Origin of the sequence: Wenyingzhuangia marina (genome assembly GCF_900130035.1) — a bacterium.
In the GTDB taxonomy this organism is placed as follows: domain Bacteria; phylum Bacteroidota; class Bacteroidia; order Flavobacteriales; family Flavobacteriaceae; genus Wenyingzhuangia; species Wenyingzhuangia marina.
Window position 1 is genome coordinate 325,037 of record NZ_FQXQ01000004.1, and the last position, 15,990, is coordinate 341,026.

The 15,990-nt window shown below is 30.7% G+C and carries 15 protein-coding genes and 3 tRNA genes; 9 read left to right on the top strand and 9 right to left on the bottom strand.

Annotation, left to right across the window (positions count from 1 at the left end; all coding sequences use genetic code 11):
- Positions 1–81 precede the first annotated feature (81 nt).
- The 5 genes from BUB70_RS10860 (at position 82) to BUB70_RS10880 (ending at position 1,924) form a co-directional block, all read left to right on the top strand.
- Entirely contained in the window at positions 82–822 is a 741-nt protein-coding gene (locus BUB70_RS10860) for an MlaE family ABC transporter permease (RefSeq protein ID WP_073121454.1), read from the top strand.
- Positions 823–826: 4 nt separating this feature from the next.
- Positions 827–1,588 (top strand): ABC transporter ATP-binding protein, encoded by a 762-nt coding sequence (locus tag BUB70_RS10865; RefSeq protein WP_073121456.1) that lies wholly within the window; start codon positions 827–829, stop codon positions 1,586–1,588.
- Positions 1,589–1,659: 71 nt separating this feature from the next.
- Positions 1,660–1,732 (top strand) — tRNA-Lys (locus BUB70_RS10870).
- 32 nt (positions 1,733–1,764) lie between these two features.
- Positions 1,765–1,846 (top strand) — tRNA-Tyr (locus BUB70_RS10875).
- Between the two features lie 5 nt (positions 1,847–1,851).
- A tRNA-Lys gene (locus tag BUB70_RS10880) sits at positions 1,852–1,924 on the top strand.
- A 129-nt stretch (positions 1,925–2,053) separates the two neighbouring features.
- On the opposite strand, the gene BUB70_RS10885 is transcribed toward BUB70_RS10880, so the two are convergent.
- The 5 genes from BUB70_RS10885 to BUB70_RS10905 are packed head-to-tail and all read right to left on the bottom strand — an operon-like array spanning position 2,054 to position 7,235.
- Complete coding sequence (locus BUB70_RS10885) at positions 2,054–3,475, bottom strand: DUF389 domain-containing protein (RefSeq protein WP_073121458.1); 1,422 nt, start codon at positions 3,473–3,475, stop codon at positions 2,054–2,056.
- Between the two features lie 11 nt (positions 3,476–3,486).
- Positions 3,487–4,083, bottom strand: a complete 597-nt coding sequence (locus BUB70_RS10890; RefSeq protein ID WP_073121460.1) for a SprT-like domain-containing protein — start codon at positions 4,081–4,083, stop codon at positions 3,487–3,489.
- Between the two features lie 4 nt (positions 4,084–4,087).
- On the bottom strand, positions 4,088–4,771 hold the full coding sequence (locus tag BUB70_RS10895; protein WP_073121463.1) for an SDR family NAD(P)-dependent oxidoreductase: 684 nt from the start codon (positions 4,769–4,771) through the stop codon (positions 4,088–4,090).
- Entirely contained in the window at positions 4,764–6,206 is a 1,443-nt protein-coding gene (locus BUB70_RS10900) for a hypothetical protein (protein WP_073121465.1), read from the bottom strand. The genes BUB70_RS10895 and BUB70_RS10900 overlap by 8 nt, the downstream gene beginning before the upstream one ends.
- On the bottom strand, positions 6,207–7,235 hold the full coding sequence (locus BUB70_RS10905; RefSeq protein WP_073121467.1) for a glutaminyl-peptide cyclotransferase: 1,029 nt from the start codon (positions 7,233–7,235) through the stop codon (positions 6,207–6,209).
- Between the two features lie 121 nt (positions 7,236–7,356).
- Between BUB70_RS10905 and BUB70_RS10910 the strand changes: the two genes are divergently transcribed.
- On the top strand, positions 7,357–7,608 hold the full coding sequence (locus tag BUB70_RS10910; protein ID WP_073121469.1) for a type B 50S ribosomal protein L31: 252 nt from the start codon (positions 7,357–7,359) through the stop codon (positions 7,606–7,608).
- Positions 7,609–7,685: 77 nt separating this feature from the next.
- Here BUB70_RS10910 and BUB70_RS10915 read toward each other — a convergent pair whose 3' ends face one another.
- The 4 genes from BUB70_RS10915 to BUB70_RS10930 form a co-directional block, all read right to left on the bottom strand.
- Positions 7,686–9,017, bottom strand: a complete 1,332-nt coding sequence (locus BUB70_RS10915; protein ID WP_073121471.1) for a PhoH family protein — start codon at positions 9,015–9,017, stop codon at positions 7,686–7,688.
- Positions 9,018–9,221: 204 nt separating this feature from the next.
- Positions 9,222–10,373, bottom strand: a complete 1,152-nt coding sequence (locus BUB70_RS10920; RefSeq protein ID WP_073121473.1) for an FAD synthase family protein — start codon at positions 10,371–10,373, stop codon at positions 9,222–9,224.
- 114 nt (positions 10,374–10,487) lie between these two features.
- Positions 10,488–11,534, bottom strand: a complete 1,047-nt coding sequence (locus BUB70_RS10925) for an ABC transporter permease (protein ID WP_073121475.1) — start codon at positions 11,532–11,534, stop codon at positions 10,488–10,490.
- Between the two features lie 4 nt (positions 11,535–11,538).
- Positions 11,539–13,644 carry a carboxy terminal-processing peptidase gene (locus BUB70_RS10930; protein WP_073121477.1) on the bottom strand — a complete coding sequence of 702 codons (2,106 nt, stop codon included), beginning with the start codon at positions 13,642–13,644 and terminating at the stop codon, positions 11,539–11,541.
- Between the two features lie 158 nt (positions 13,645–13,802).
- Here BUB70_RS10930 and surE point away from each other — a divergent pair, with 158 nt between their 5' ends.
- The 3 genes from surE to lpxB are packed head-to-tail and all read left to right on the top strand — an operon-like array spanning position 13,803 to position 15,969.
- The gene (surE, locus tag BUB70_RS10935) at positions 13,803–14,582 is read left to right on the top strand and encodes a 5'/3'-nucleotidase SurE (RefSeq protein WP_073121479.1); all 780 of its coding nucleotides are present in this window, start codon (positions 13,803–13,805) and stop codon (positions 14,580–14,582) included.
- Positions 14,575–14,865 (top strand): hypothetical protein, encoded by a 291-nt coding sequence (locus BUB70_RS10940; protein WP_073121481.1) that lies wholly within the window; start codon positions 14,575–14,577, stop codon positions 14,863–14,865. The genes surE and BUB70_RS10940 overlap by 8 nt, the downstream gene beginning before the upstream one ends.
- Positions 14,866–15,969, top strand: coding sequence for a lipid-A-disaccharide synthase (gene lpxB, locus BUB70_RS10945; protein ID WP_073121483.1), 1,104 nt, complete (start codon positions 14,866–14,868; stop codon positions 15,967–15,969).
- Positions 15,970–15,990 lie beyond the last annotated feature (21 nt).

Consider the following 15,990-nt stretch of genomic DNA (forward strand, 5'->3'; position numbering starts at 1 on the left):
ATATTATATACAACATTAAAAGTAGTTATATTAGAGTAGTTGTTTGTTAAGGATTTGATATTTTAGCTTAAAATTTATTCGATGAATTATATAAAGAGCATAGGAGCCTATGTAATTATGTTAAAAAGCGTTTTTAAAAAACCTCAAAAGAGGAAAATTTTTTGGGAAGCTGTTTTTAGAGAGATTGATGACCTAGGAGTTAAGTCTATAGGAATTGTGGCTTTTATCTCTTTTTTTATAGGAGGGGTAGTTGCTATACAAACCGCGTTAAACTTAGAAGATCCAATTATACCAAAAGATTTGATTGGTTTTGCAACCAAACGATCTATGATTTTAGAATTCTCATCGACCTTTGTAATGGTAATTTTGGCAGGTAAAGTAGGTTCGTACATAACATCTAGTATAGGAACCATGCGTGTAACCGAACAAATTGATGCTTTAGAAGTGATGGGGATTAATTCCTTAAATTATTTGGTGTTGCCTAAAATTTTAGCAACCGTATTTTTTTATCCTTTTTTGGTGTTATTGGCCATGTTTTTAGGGATTTTGGGTGGATGGATTGCAGGTATTGCCACGGATTTATTTAAGCCAGGAGATTATATTGCTGGAATTCAATTAGATTTTGAACCATACTTAGTGGCTTATAGTTTGATAAAATCGGTTGTATTTGCTTTTCTAATTGCTACAATTCCTTCCTATTTTGGATATTATGTTAAAGGAGGTTCTTTGGAAGTTGGTAGGGCGAGTACCAAGGCAGTAGTTTGGACGATTGTAGTAATTATTTTCTCCAATTATTTTTTAACTCAAATGTTGTTAAGCTAAAGTTATGTTAGAAGTAAAAGGTATATATAAAAGTTTTGGAGAAGCATCTGTTTTAAAAGGAATTGATGCAACGTTTGAACCTGGTAAAACAAGTTTAATTATTGGACAAAGTGGATCGGGAAAAACAGTGTTTTTAAAAACATTGTTAGGTTTACATATTCCAGACAAGGGAACTATTTCTTATAACGGTCAAACAACCGAGTCTATGACTATTGAAGAAAAAAGGCAATTGAAGCAAGATTTGGGAATGGTGTTTCAAGGATCTGCTTTATTTGATTCTTTAACAGTGGAAGAAAACGTAATGTTTCCTTTAAAAATGTTTACCAATCAATCTAAATCAGAAATGTTAGATCGAGTGGATTTTGTATTAAAGAGAGTGAATTTAAAAGATTCTAATCATAAATTTCCTGCAGAGCTTTCTGGAGGGATGCAGAAACGTGTTGCTATTGCTCGAGCCATTGTAACGAATCCTAGATATTTATTTTGTGATGAACCAAACTCAGGTTTAGATCCAAGAACCTCTATCGTAATAGATAATTTAATTCAAGAAATTACAGATGAATATCAAATAACAACGGTTATAAATACCCATGATATGAACTCTGTGATGGAAATTGGAGAAAAAATTATTTTTTTAAAAGATGGATTAAAAGAGTGGGAAGGGACTAGCAATGATATATTCAAAACTGATAATGAAGCAGTTGTGAGTTTTGTGTATAGTTCTAATTTATTCAAGAAAGTACGTAAGGTATATTTAGAAGAATAAAATTTTATTTTTCTTTTGTGTAACTGTATAAAAGTCCTATATTTGCACCCGCAATAACGAGTGGTATTCATGACCTGGTAGCTCAGTTGGTAGAGCATCTCCCTTTTAAGGAGAGGGTCCTGGGTTCGAGCCCCAGCCCGGTCACAAATTTTAAAACATAACACAAGTTATTGCATGGTGAGATACTCAAGCGGCCAACGAGGGCGGACTGTAAATCCGCTGACTACGTCTTCGCAGGTTCGAATCCTGCTCTCACCACGGACGACCTGGTAGCTCAGTTGGTAGAGCATCTCCCTTTTAAGGAGAGGGTCCTGGGTTCGAGCCCCAGCCCGGTCACAAAAGCTTCCCTTTTTAGGGAAGCTTTTTTTATTTTAAGATAATTTTGTTTTTACTATGACTATGAACAAACAAAAAGTCCTAACATAAATTTATGTTAGGACTTTTTGTTATATAAATGAGTATTTTTTAATAATTAATCAACTCAATTCTTGTTTTATTAAGTCTTGCTTGCAGCCATTGTTTTAATTGTTCTTCCTTTTGAATGTTTTTAAGCTTCCAGGTAGCTTCGAAAACCACAATAGTATCTACGGTTTTAAAATTTGTTTCTAACTTGTTAGCAAAGCTTATTTTTTCTAAATCGCTATATATAATTTTAGCTTCTTGACTAATTTGTATAAAAGGAATTTGCTGTTTTAAGATGTGCTGTAGCTGTGTTTCTTTTTCAATAATCAATGCTTCTTTTTGTTGAATGATTTCATCTTTGTTAGCAATAAGGTTTTGATTCTTAAGATAAGAGTTTTTAATCATGTTGATTTCATCTTCTAATAAAGAACTTTTATCATCTTGTTGAATTTGTAAAGTAGAATTAGGTAGACCGTATTCTTCCATTTTATTAGACCACATTGTTTTTTGAGTCTTGTCTATATTGGTTCCTAATACAACTATTTTTATATTTTTTTTATCATAATCAATAAAAGTATTGATGATTCCTGCATTTGTTTTTTCTTGAAGTTCACTTATAAAGTGTTCTGCATTTAATTTATATTGATTTTCTTTAAATAATAAATAGAATTGATAAATACTAAAACTAATAATGATAGTTGCTATAAAACCTGCCAATTGAGCTATTCTTTTACGCTTGGTTTGATTGATGTATCTAACCATTGGAAAACGTAAGAATTTTACGACTGCAAAAGTTGCCAAGGCAATAAATATCGCATTGATGATAAACAAAAACATCGCCCCAAAAAAGAATTCTAAATTCCAGGTAGCCAAACCAAATCCAGCAGTACAAAGCGGAGGCATTAAAGCAGTTGCAATGGCAATACCTGCAATGGTATTGGTCATTTCTGTTCTTCTACTTAAGGCAATGATTAAAGCCAATCCCCCTGCCAATGCAATTAATACATCTCTAACATCTGGAGCCGTACGGGCAATAATTTCTGGAGTTGCTTCTTGAAAAAGTGGAATACTAAAAAATAGAAAAGAAGTGGTAATACTTAGTCCTACCATTACTCCTAAATTAACAAGAGATCTTCTTAAAGTATCAATATCATTAATACCAATAGATAGTCCTAAACCTAAAATAGGCCCCATTAAGGGGGATACTAGCATGGCTCCAATAACAACTGCAGTAGAGCTAACATTTAATCCAATAGAGGCGATAAATATGGAGAAAATTAACACCCAAGCATTATGGCTTTTTACAGGGATTCCTGCCTTTATTTTTTCAATGGTTACTTCTTTGTTTGTCTCTTCTCTTATGTCTAAAAGATTGATGATAAAATCAATAAAAGCTGTAAAAAAACCTTTAAATTCTTTTTGAACTTCTTTCTTTTTATTCTCAATATTTTCATCGCTATTTTCAGGCGTTGTGTTTTTTTCCATGATACTTAAAATTAGTGAATCATAATTTTTACTAGAGCGTTACCTTTAACTAAGAATTTTTTATTGGTACTAATTTCTAAACATTCATACCTAGTTCTTCTTTTGTTAAGTATTTTAAAAGTTCTGTTGTTTAGTGTAAACAAAACCCCTGGCTCTAAATCAAATATAAACTTTTTATTAGTATCTAATACTTTGTTTTTTAATTGTAATTGAGTTGATAAAATAGGGTCGCTGTCAGTTGTTGCTTTTGGGTTGATGAGGTGTTTGGCTAATGGATTTAGAATTTCATCACTAAAAATATGGTTGTTTAAAAAAGGCAACATCAAGCGTTGAAAACTTTGTTTCCATTCTGTACCATGTGCTTTTGCTTTTGGATATTTTAGATAAGCATCTAAATGAGCAATTTCATGTACCAACGTAATTAAAAATTGTTCTTTTGATAAGTTGTTGTTTATGGAAATACTCGCTATGGGTTTTGTAGCTCTAAAATCACCTCTTTTGGTTTTTCTGCCATTGACAATTTTTAAATGAAAAGTATAATTGCTCAACAGTTTTGTTAAGGGATCTTTGGCTGATGTAGGAATGTAGGGTAGTAGTTTGTCTATCATAAAACTATGGCGTTGTACTAGATACTTCTAAAACTTTTCCATTGTAAAATTTGTGTCCTGTATTGGTAAAATCAAAAATATAATTAGCCATTTCATTTGGAGTAATAGGGGCTTGGTAACCCGGAAAAGCTTCTTGTAGCATTTCTGTTTGTACAGCTCCTAGTGCCAATACGTTAAAGGCAATTTTTTGTTCTTTGTATTCTTCTGCTAACAACTCAGATAAAGTAATGACAGCTCCTTTTGAGGAACTATAAGCTGCCAAACCTGGGAATTTTAAACTTCCTTGAATTCCTCCCATACTACTAATGGTTACTACATGACTATTCTCTTGTAAAAAGGGAATGGTTTTTTGAGTTAGTAAAGCAACTGAAAATACATTTACTTGATAAACCTCTTGAAAATTTTGTTGAGATATTTCTGTAAAGGGTTTATTTACCAATTTTCCTGCATTGTGAATTAATGCTGTTAGTTTGATATTGTTTTTAGTTAAATAATCAACAACAGTATCAATTTCATTTTCTTTACTTAGATCTACTCCAAAGGTTTTGATGTTTGGATGATTTACTGCTTCTAAAGTACTAGTGTTTCTTGATAAAGCTAAGACGTTAAAATTGTTGTTGGCAAATAATTGTGCCAATTCAAATCCAATTCCTCTACTTGTTCCTGTTATGATTACCGTTTTATTCATTTTCTTGTGGTTCTAAGGTCTCAAAATCTATGTGTTGATAGGCTCCAATATCTGGGGCGGTAGTCCTATCTGTTCCAATAATATCTAAAGGAACTTCGGTTGCTGTAGTGATATCCGCTTGATTAATTCCTTCGTTATCTAATCCAATCCTTAAATCGTTGATAGAAGTATTTCTAAAATCAAGATTTTTGTTTAACAACACATTTGTGTAATAGGTATTATTGTCGGTATTATATAAATCATCTCCTTTTTCTAAATCCAACAAACAATTTTTTATGTTGAAATTAAAAATAGGTTCATTGTCATTTTTATCTAAAAACAATTCAGAATTTCTGGTTCCTGAAATAATGCAATTAATAAAATTAGCACTGTTTAAGGGGGTGTTTATTTTGGTCTCCTCGTCATCAAGATAATAGTTTGTTAAAGAAACAGTACTTTCAGATTTAATCCCTTTACTCCAATAATTAGCAAAAGTACTGTGCTTAAAAATATAATCACCTCCTTGTAAAAATAAACCAGATTTTCCTGCTTGTCCAACTACAAGGTTTTCTCCAATCATGTTGGCATTTGTAGTATAAATACCATTTTCTGCAGCATTATATATTTCAGTATTTTTAATGGTGATAAGATTATTGTTATTAATGATTTTTAATCCAGTTGTTGGATTTAAAATTTTTAAATAATTGATGTCTACAATATCTGCATTGTTGATATTTATTCCTTGCCATTGCCCAGGAACTTGATCGTATTCATAATTTAAATTATCACTTTTAAAAACAATAGAATCATTTAGAGTTCCGTTGATGTTTAAAGTAGCTCCTTGAGAAATACTTAAACTTGAATTTTTGCTAAAGTGGACAACAACTCCGGCATCAATAGTTAAAGTTCCATTTTCGGGAACAATAGCGTTACCATAAATAACATAAGGTTTTGTGTTGGTAAAGGTGGTTTCTGATATTTCAAAGTCAGTATTATTGCTGTCGTATAAAAAAGTAGCATCTTTTACCAAAGTTACAAGGTTTACATGTTGTTGTGTTCCATTAGGATCAAATAAAATTTTATCTTCATAAACCATTTCAGCATTGGTTTCATTCGCAGGTATCGTTCCTTCTACAAAAACATAAATACTATCTTTTTGTAGAATTAAAACATCATTAAATTCTGTTCCAGAAACACCATCTACGTTAATTCTATATTTAGAATTTGATTTTTCTAGTTGAATTTTAGGAATTAAAATATCATTTTTGGTATTGTTGTAAACTTTTAAAATTTTGGTGGTGGTACTAAGATTGTTAAAAACGGTATCTAAAAAAAGAGTGTCTTTGGAAAAGCTTAAATTCCCATTACTTTTTACGGTATTAAAATCCTTACGACAAGAAATTTGACATGCTACAAGAATGATAAAACCTATTTTAAAAAGAGAGCTAAACTTCATTTATTTTACAATTTCAATTTCAAATAATTTGTCCCAATTTTTACCAGTAACATATAATTTATTTGTGTTAGGGTTGTAGGCAATTCCGTTTAACACTTTGTCTTGAGATTGAGCAATGGTTTTGTTGTCTAAATGATCAGTTAAACCGTTTAAATTGATAACCGCTTTAACAGTTCCGTTTTTAGGATCGATGATAGTAATGGCGTTTTTCATCCAAATATTGGCATAAATTTCACCATTCACATATTCTAATTCATTTAATTCTTCAACACGTCTTTTATTCGTATAAACTTCAATATAACTTTCTTCCTGTCCATTTTCAGGGTTTAAGAACCAAATTTTTTCAGTACCATCAGATTTCATCAAATGAGTATTGTTATGAGTTAATCCCCAACCTTCTTTACTTTTGTTGTAATTAAAAGTTTTAAGTGTTTTAAAAGTATCAACATCATGAATAAAACCAATACCAGCTTGCCAAGTAAGTTGGTAAACTTTGTTGTTAAAAATAGTAATTCCTTCTCCAAAGTATTTGTTGGCTAAGGCTTGTTCTTTTAAAACCTTTCCTGTTTCTAAATCTACTTTTCTCAATACAGATTTACCTCTTTGCCCTGTACTTTCGTATAATTCGTTATTATGGAATTCTAATCCTTGTGTAAAAGCTTCTCTATCGTGAGGATAGGTGTTGATGATTTTGTATCCATAGACTTTAGGCTTTGTATCTGCTAAAAAGATAACTTCTTTTTCTTTGTTGATGACATCATCATTTTCTCCGATACTTGCTTTCAGAAGGTGTTTTCCTAAGCGATAATTTTTAATATCAATAGCAGCTTTTGGACCCGAACCAATTTTTTTTCCATCTAAAAAATAAGTAATTTCATTTTCTTTATCAGTAGAAGTTGATATAGAAACGTTTAATGGTTGATTAATTTGTATTTTTGTAGGCGTTTCTAGGTTAAAATCTGCTTTGGTTTTGCAGGCAGAAAAGCACAGAATTATTGAAAGTGATAAGATAATTTGGTTAAAAGACATCTGATTTATAAAAATAAGGTTGATAATGTAAAAATATTTCTTTTTATTTTTTTATTAATCAAAAATATAGTTAAATTTGCAGTCTCAAAAATAAAACAACAGTTAAAACATATATATAATTATGAGAAAAGGAATACATCCAGAAAATTATAGAATGGTAGCTTTTAAGGATATGTCTAATGATGATGTATTTTTAACTCGTTCAACAGCAAATACAAAAGAAACTATTGAAGTTGATGGTGTAGAATATCCAGTTGTTAAAATGGAAATTTCTAGAACTTCTCATCCTTTCTATACAGGTAAGTCTAAATTAGTTGATACTGCAGGACGTATTGACAAATTCAAAACTAAATACGCTAAGTTTAAAAAGTAATTTTTTAAACTTTTCAGAAATATAAAAAAGCTGTTGAAATTCTCAACAGCTTTTTTGTGTTTCCTATAAACAAAGAATTATAATAAATCGTTTGCAAGATTTGCCAATTCTGAACGTTCACCTTTTTCTAGTTTAATATGAGCAAATAGTTTATGCCCTTTTAACTTATCAATTAAATAAGTTAACCCATTACTATGCTCATCCATGTAAGGAGTGTCAATTTGGTTGATATCTCCAGTGAAAATAATTTTAGTTCCTTCCCCAGCTCTGGTAATAATGGTTTTTACTTCGTGTGGTGTTAAGTTTTGAGATTCATCAATAATCATAATAACACCTGCTAAACTTCTACCTCTAATAAAGGCCAAAGCTGTTAATACCAAATCTTCATTTTCTTCCATTTCATCTAAAGCCTTTCTTTTTCTAGAATCTGCTTTGTACTGAGATTTGATGAATTTTAAATTGTCAAACAAAGGTTGCATGTAAGGAGATATTTTTTCTTCAGCACCTCCGGGTAAAAAACCAATGTCTCTATTGCTTAAAGGAATAATAGGTCTGGCTAAAATAATTTGGTTATATAGAGATTTTTGTTCTAAAGCGGTGGCTAAAGCTAAAAGTGTTTTTCCAGTACCAGCAACTCCTTGTAAAGCCACTAATTTAATATCAGGATTTAGTAAAGCATCAATCGCAAATGTTTGTTCTGCATTTTTAGGTTTAATTCCATATGCATAACTTTTTTCTACACGTTCTATTTGATCTGTTTCTGGATTGTATCTCGCCAATACAGAATCTTGGTTGTTATTAATGATATAATAACCATTAGCCATTTTTTGCTCTCCTAAAATTCCGTTTTCGGGAATGTGATTGTTTTGATATAATTCTCTAATCACATCTGACTCTAAATCATTAAGATTGATAGATCCTTTAGAAACTTTTTTAATGTCTTCTACCTTTCCTGTTTTGTAATCTTCCGCTTTTAACTCTAATGCCTTAGCTTTAATTCTTAAGTTGATGTCTTTAGTTACTAAGGTAACTTTAAAGTCTGGATAAGATTCTTTAATTAATAAAGCAGTATCTATAATTCTATGATCATTTTTTTTAGAACCATAAGCATCTTTTGCATTGGTACCCGATGCATTGTCGTGCATAGAAATGAATAAATCACCTTTGTTTTCACCTAAACTAATCCATTCATTTAAATTTTGATGTTCTGATATTTTATCTAAAAAACGAATGACTGATCTAGCTTCAAAGTTTTTAGTATCGTTACCAATTTTAAAATTATCTAGTTCTTCTAGAACGGTGATGGGAATTACAACATTGTTGTCTTGGAAGTTTCTAATAGAGTTATGATCAAAAAGAAGTACAGAAGTATCTAGTACAAATATTTTTTTTGCCTGTTTTTTTGTCATGTTGTAATGTTTAGTGTTTTCTAAAAGTAGGAATCTTTTTTTTGGAAAACAACGTTAAAACCCCATAAAATAAAAGAAAAAAGCTTAGATGATTTTAAAAATCACCTAAGCCATTTTGATTTAAATACTTACCCCTAAGCATTAGTACTTAAATTTAATAAAAACATTTGTTGTAAGCAAATGTTAATCAGTGTTTTAGTTTTTTTATAAAACTTCTTTTCGTCTTACATTAATTTTCATTGCTCCTTCAATAGGGGTTTCTGATACTAAAATTAAATAACCACCACCACCAGCTCCGGCTAATTTCCACGCCAAGGCTTTGTCTTTGTATTTTTCAATTTCAGTATTGATTTTATCATTGATCATGGCAGGAAACATTTTTGTTTGTGCATTGAATGATTTTTTAAAACCTTCTGAAAATTTTTGTAAATCTTTATTTTTAATAGCTTCCCAAACTTCATCGGCAGCATTAGTGAGTGATTTTACGTTTTCTTCGTTAATGTAAGTTTCTTTTAATAAGTCTAAACCTGGTTCTCTAGGCCACAACAAAGTCATGTAAATATGATCTTCTAACCATGAGATTGTTTCTTCATCGTGAATAGATTCAAATTTTAAAGGCCAATATTGATTGTCATAATAGTGGCGAACCAATCCTGGCATGCAAATCCCAATTGCATCTTGTGCTCCAGAAATTAATGTTGAACCAGGAGTGTTTTCAAATTTAAAAAGTATTTCAGCTAATTTTTCTGGCTTTTCTAAAGGTAAATAATAAGGCCATATTTTTTTAGCAGCATTTCTTGTTGAGGTAGACATTCCACAACGCTCATTGTATTCAATAATAGGTTCAAGAGACAATGTAATTGCCCATCCTGGATGGTATTTAGAAACATAAGGTTGATCTATCCAAGTTCCGGCAAGATCTATTCTGTATGGCAAAACACAATTTCCACCAGTTCTTATTGCTGTTGTTGACCTTTCAGGAAGACCTTCTTCTGGAATTCTTTTTAAATTGATTAGTTCTATATTTAATTGATCACATAACTCTTGTTTTGATGGAGAAAAACCATCTTCATTTACAACAAAACAATCAGGTTTTAAATTTTCTAAATCTTCTTTAAAATCTAGAATTCCTGAACCAGAATTTACAAAAGCTTTTGTCACATGCTTTATAGCATTAATCATGTAAAGTCTTTCTTGTTCTGAATTTATGGTTTTACGCCCTTTTAATTCTTCTATAGTAGCATCTGAGCCAATACCTACATATAAATCTCCATAAGAAGAAGCTTCTTTAAAGAATGCAATATGTCCGCTATGTAACATATCAAAACAACCGGATACAAATATTTTTTTTTTCATTAGAATATCTTCAAAGTTTTAGTCGACAATATATTTTATAACATAAAATAAAGCAAACATTTGTTATTGTAAATATTTGCTTTATTTGATACTTTTTTGAAAAAATAAAAAGAATTAATTATTGTTTTTAACATCCCAATAATCTCTTAATTGATTTCCAATAATCATAAAAGACAAGACCAAAAGAACAATTAAACTACCAGGAATAATAGCTAGATAGGCTTTACCTGTAACAATATAATTGTAGTGATTTTTTATAATAATTCCCCAAGACGGAGTGGGAGGTTGTGCTCCTAAACCTAGAAAGCTCAATCCACTTTCTACCAAGATTGAAGCTGCAAAATTAGAGGCAGAGATTACAATAACAGGTCCAATAATATTTGGCAAAATATGTTTGATGATGATTGTAAAGTTAGAAAGTCCTAAAACTTTTGCGGCTTCAATATATTGTAAATTTTTAACACTTTTTGTTTGTCCTCTTACCACTCTGGCAACTTCTACCCACATGGTTAATCCAACGGCTAGATATATTTGCCACAAACCTTTACCTAAACTTACGGTAATAGCAATAACCAATAAAATGGTAGGAATTGACCATGTAACATTAATTAGCCACATGATGATACTATCTATAATCCCTCCAAAATAACCAGCCAAGGCTCCTAGGGCCAATCCTATAATTAAAGAGATACTAACGGCAATTATTCCGATGGAAAATGAAATACGAGCTCCAACAATTAATCTACTTAATAAATCTCTCCCATATTTATCTGTCCCTAGCCAAAATGTTTTTTTTATAACTTTAATTTGGTCATTTTTAGCAATACTTAAAGTTTCATCTTGATTTAGTAATTGATATTTAATCTCTTTTTCTCCAATTTTAAAATTATTATTAATGGGAGTTTCCTTATGATATGCTTTGCTTCCAGACACCAGCTTGTTCCATAAACTTTGCTCAATGCTTTTATTGTTCTCTTGTAACATATAAGTTGAAAAACCTGGAGGCTTTGTTTGTATAGTTACATGCATGGTGTTTGCATTAGCAGTGCTATCAGGAGCAATAACGTAAGCAAATAAAGCTACGAAGGCTCCAAAACAAATAAAGCCAACACAAAGGTTGGCTAATAAGTTCTTAGAAAATATATTTTTTAAAAGCTGCATGTAGTTATTTGTTGGCAACTTTTAATTTACTTAAAGTTTCAATAGCCTCGTTTACATATATATCATCATGTAAACTTTTGTGCCAAAATTTTCTTTTATCTCCCAAGATGGTGTCTACTTTAATTAAGTTTTTTTCATAAGTAGGAGAGTAGAATGTATAGGGAGAATTATATTTTAAAATATCTTTATATTCTTTGGCTTCTTTATTTAATGCTTCTTGTTCTTCCTGATATCCTTTTAAAGTTAAAGGATAAGTTAAATTGTTTTGGTTTTTCTTAAGCCATTTAGCGTAAGAGTCAATTTTGTTAAACTGAGTGTTTTTATTGATGCTATTTTGCATGTCAGTGACTACCTCATTAAAGTTAGTGTAGTAATCACTGTTATTATATTTAGCTTTTTCTATTTGATCCCAATTTAAAGGAGCTTCTAATTCACGTTCAGCAATGTCTAAATAGCTATATCTGTCTGGCATTACAATATCAGAACTCACCCCTTTTAATTGTGTAGAACCTCCGTTAATTCTGTAGAATTTTTGAATGGTTAATTTTAATGCTCCTAAATCTTCACTATAGTTTAAATATTGGTTGATAGGAATCACATTTTGAACAGTTCCTTTACCATAAGTTTGTTTACTACCAATAATTATAGCTCTTTTATAATCTTGCATAGCTGCCGCTAAAATTTCTGATGCAGAAGCAGAAAGTTCATTTACCATAATTACCAAAGGACCATCCCAAAGCAAACCACTATCTGTATCATTTTTAATATCAGGTTTGTTGTCTTTGTATTTTACTTGTACCACTGGTCCTTTGTCTATAAACAAACCAGCAATATCAATAGCAGTACTTAAAGATCCACCACCATTGTTTCGTAAATCAATCACCAACCCTTCAATTCCCTCTTTTTTAAGTTCCTCTATTTCTTTGCGCATATCTTTGGCAGAGTTGCGTTGTCCTTGTTTTGTGAAATCAATATAAAATTTTGGTAAATCTATAATACCATATTTTTTTCCATCTTTTATGGTAGTGGTAGATTTTACAAAAGTGTCTTCAAATTCAACAATGTCTCTAACAATGGCAATTTTTTTATAGGTATTGTCAACTTTTTTTACAGTTAAAACTACAGTAGTTCCTTTTTTACCTTTAATTAATTCAATAGCATCTGTTAAACGCATTCCAACAATATTGGTAGGTTCTCCATCAACTCCTTGAGCTACTTTAGTAATAATATCTCCAACTTCTAAATCTCCTTGTTTGTATGCAGGTCCACCTGCAACCAATTCAACAATTTTTGTATATCCTCTTTCGTCAGAAAGTCTAGCTCCTATTCCTTCAATAGATCCTGCCATGCTAGAATCAAATTTTTTCTTCATGTCTGGAGCTAAATAATTGGTATGAGGATCAAATTGTGCCGTAATACAGTTTAAGAAAATAGAAAATCTATCATTTTCAGGAGTTTTATCTTCGTAGTAGTATAAATCTTCAATATTATCTAAAGTTTTTTCTCTGGCTTTTTTCTCTAATTCATCAAAGCTTAGTTTTGTGTAATTTTCATCTTCTTTGGACTTAGCTTCTTCATCTTTTAAATCATCAGTTAATTTACTAACCGTAGAAAATTTTAAATGTTTACGCCAAACATCTTTTTTTGCTTCAAGATCTTTAGGATATTCAGTAGTTTTAGGATCTAAATTGATGGATTCCTTTTTATCGTAATCAAATTTGTTTTTTAAAATTTCCTGATAAATAGGTTTTGATTCTTTTAATCTTAGTACAAAAGTATCGGTTACTTCTTTAAAAAAGTCAAACTTTCTACGAATGATTTGATTGTCAATATCATGATAGTATTTTTTAAATTCAGCTATATCACTAGCTAAAAAGTAACGCTTATAAGGGTCTACATCTTCTATGTAATTTTTAAAAACAGCTTCAGAAAATTTGTCATCAATCATTTTAGGCTCGTAATGTCCTTTTTCAAGAATAAAACGTAGGGCTTCTATTAAGATTTGATCTCTTTCTGGATCTTTGTTTGTTTGATGTGTATTAAAGCTGTAAAATACTGATAGTCCAATAATTAAGGTTAGGACGTATATGTGTTTGATATATTTTTTCATGTAAATTGATGGAATCTATATTGAGAGCTACTAATTTAGTTTTTTTTCAAAGGGAATTAAAATAAAATTTAGGAGATGTACAAATAATCGATAAACTGTTGATTTGAGCAATCTATTCCTAAATATTAATGGTAAATTTGAATCATAATATACTACGTATGTCAAAAAACAAGCCAAAAATTTTAGTCACTAATGATGATGGTATTACTGCTAAAGGAATCAGAAACCTAATAAAAGAAATGTGTAAACTAGGAGATGTTTATGTGGTAGCTCCAGACAAACCTCAGAGTGGAAAAGGACATGCCATTACCATTGATGCAATTCTAGAATTAAAGCCTGTAAAAGTTGCTGATGGTGCTTTGGTAGAAGTTGCTTGTTCTGGAACTCCGGCAGACTGTGTAAAGTTAGCTATTAATGAGGTGTTAGAGGAAAAACCAGATTTATGTGTATCGGGAATTAATCACGGGAGTAATTCCTCTATCAGTGTTATTTATTCAGGAACAATGAGTGCTGCTATTGAGGCAGGAATTGAAGGAATTCCATCTATTGGTTTTTCTCTGTGTGATTATTCTAAAGATGCAGATTTCGAAGAAGCTAGACCTTTTGTTTATAAAATTGCGAAACAAGTTTTGGAAAATGGATTGCCTGATGGAGTGGTGTTAAATGTTAATTTTCCAAAAATGTCTGAAGAAGCTTATAAAGGAATTAAAGTTTGTAGACAAGCAAGAGCCAATTGGAGAGAAAAGTTTGACAAAAGAACAAACCCTATTGGAAAAGAATATTATTGGTTAACAGGAGAATTTGAAAATTTAGATGCAGGTGAGGATACAGATGAATATTGGTTGGCTAAAAACTATATTTCTTTAGTACCTATTCAGTTTGATTTAACGGCTCATCACATGATTCAGAAATTAAATACTTGGAAATTAAATGAATAATATTGTAAAACAAGTGCTGGCAGGAATTGTTTTAGGACTTTTAGTAAGTGCTTTAGGTTCGTTTATATTTATGTTGATATTGTTGCCAACCAATGATTTACAAGATACTTTCAATAAATTATTAACTAGCGGTTTGCTTACCAAAGTAATTACTTTAGGAACTTTGCCTAATGCTGTTGTTTTTCATTTGTTGATTAAAAATAAAAGAGATTATATTGCAAGAGGAGTTTTAATGGCGGTGATTTTATTGGCTGTTCTTTTTGCTGTTTTAAAAATGTTATAAATGAAATATTACTTAATAGCTGGGGAAGCTTCTGGAGATTTACATGCATCTAATTTGATGAAAGCTTTGTTAAAAAAAGATCCTGAAGCAGAATTTAGATTCTGGGGAGGAGATTTAATGCAAAGCGTTGGAGGTACTTTGGTAAAGCATTACAAAGATCTTGCTTTTATGGGCTTACTAGAAGTTTTAAAAAATATCAGAAGCATTTTTAAAAATATAGATACTTGTAAAAAAGACATTTTAGCATTTAAACCAGATATGGTAATTTTGGTAGATTATCCTGGATTTAATTTAAGGATTGCTGAGTTTGCTAAAAAGAATGGCATTAAAGTTCATTATTATATTTCTCCTAAAATTTGGGCATGGAAAGAAAACCGAATTCATAAAATAAAAAGAGATGTAGATGTAATGCATGTTATTTTTCCATTTGAGATTGATTTCTATGAAAAAAAACACAATTTTCCTGTAAACTATGTTGGAAATCCTTTATTAGATGCTATTGCCGATAGAGAAACTGTAAACGAGGAAGCATTTAGAAAAGAACATAATTTAGGAGACAAACCTATTATTGCTTTGTTGCCAGGAAGTAGAACGCAAGAAATCACAAAAATTTTAACAACTATGCTTACTGTAGTTGAGGTTTATAAAGATTATCAATTTGTGATTGCAGGGGCTCCAAGTAAATCTGATGAATTTTATGAACCTTTTATAGGTGGTTCTAATGTTAAACTCATCAATAATAAAACCTACGATTTATTATCTATTGCTCATGCCGCTTTGGTTACTTCTGGAACAGCTACTTTAGAAACAGCTTTGTTTAAAGTGCCAGAAGTGGTTTGCTATAAAACCAGTTGGTTAACTTACAAAGTAGGAATGATGTTGGTAAAAATGGAATTCTTTTCTTTGGTCAATTTGGTAATGGATAGAGAAGTGGTAAAAGAACTTCTTCAAGATGAATTAAATAAAGAAACTTTAATTACGGAGTTGAATAAAATTTTATCAGGAGCAGGACGAGCTAAAATGTTAGCTGATTACGAAGAACTTCATGAAAAACTTGGTGGAATAGGGGCTTCGGAGAAATTAGCTACAGCTATTTTAAAATAAAATAATAAATAGTAACTTCAT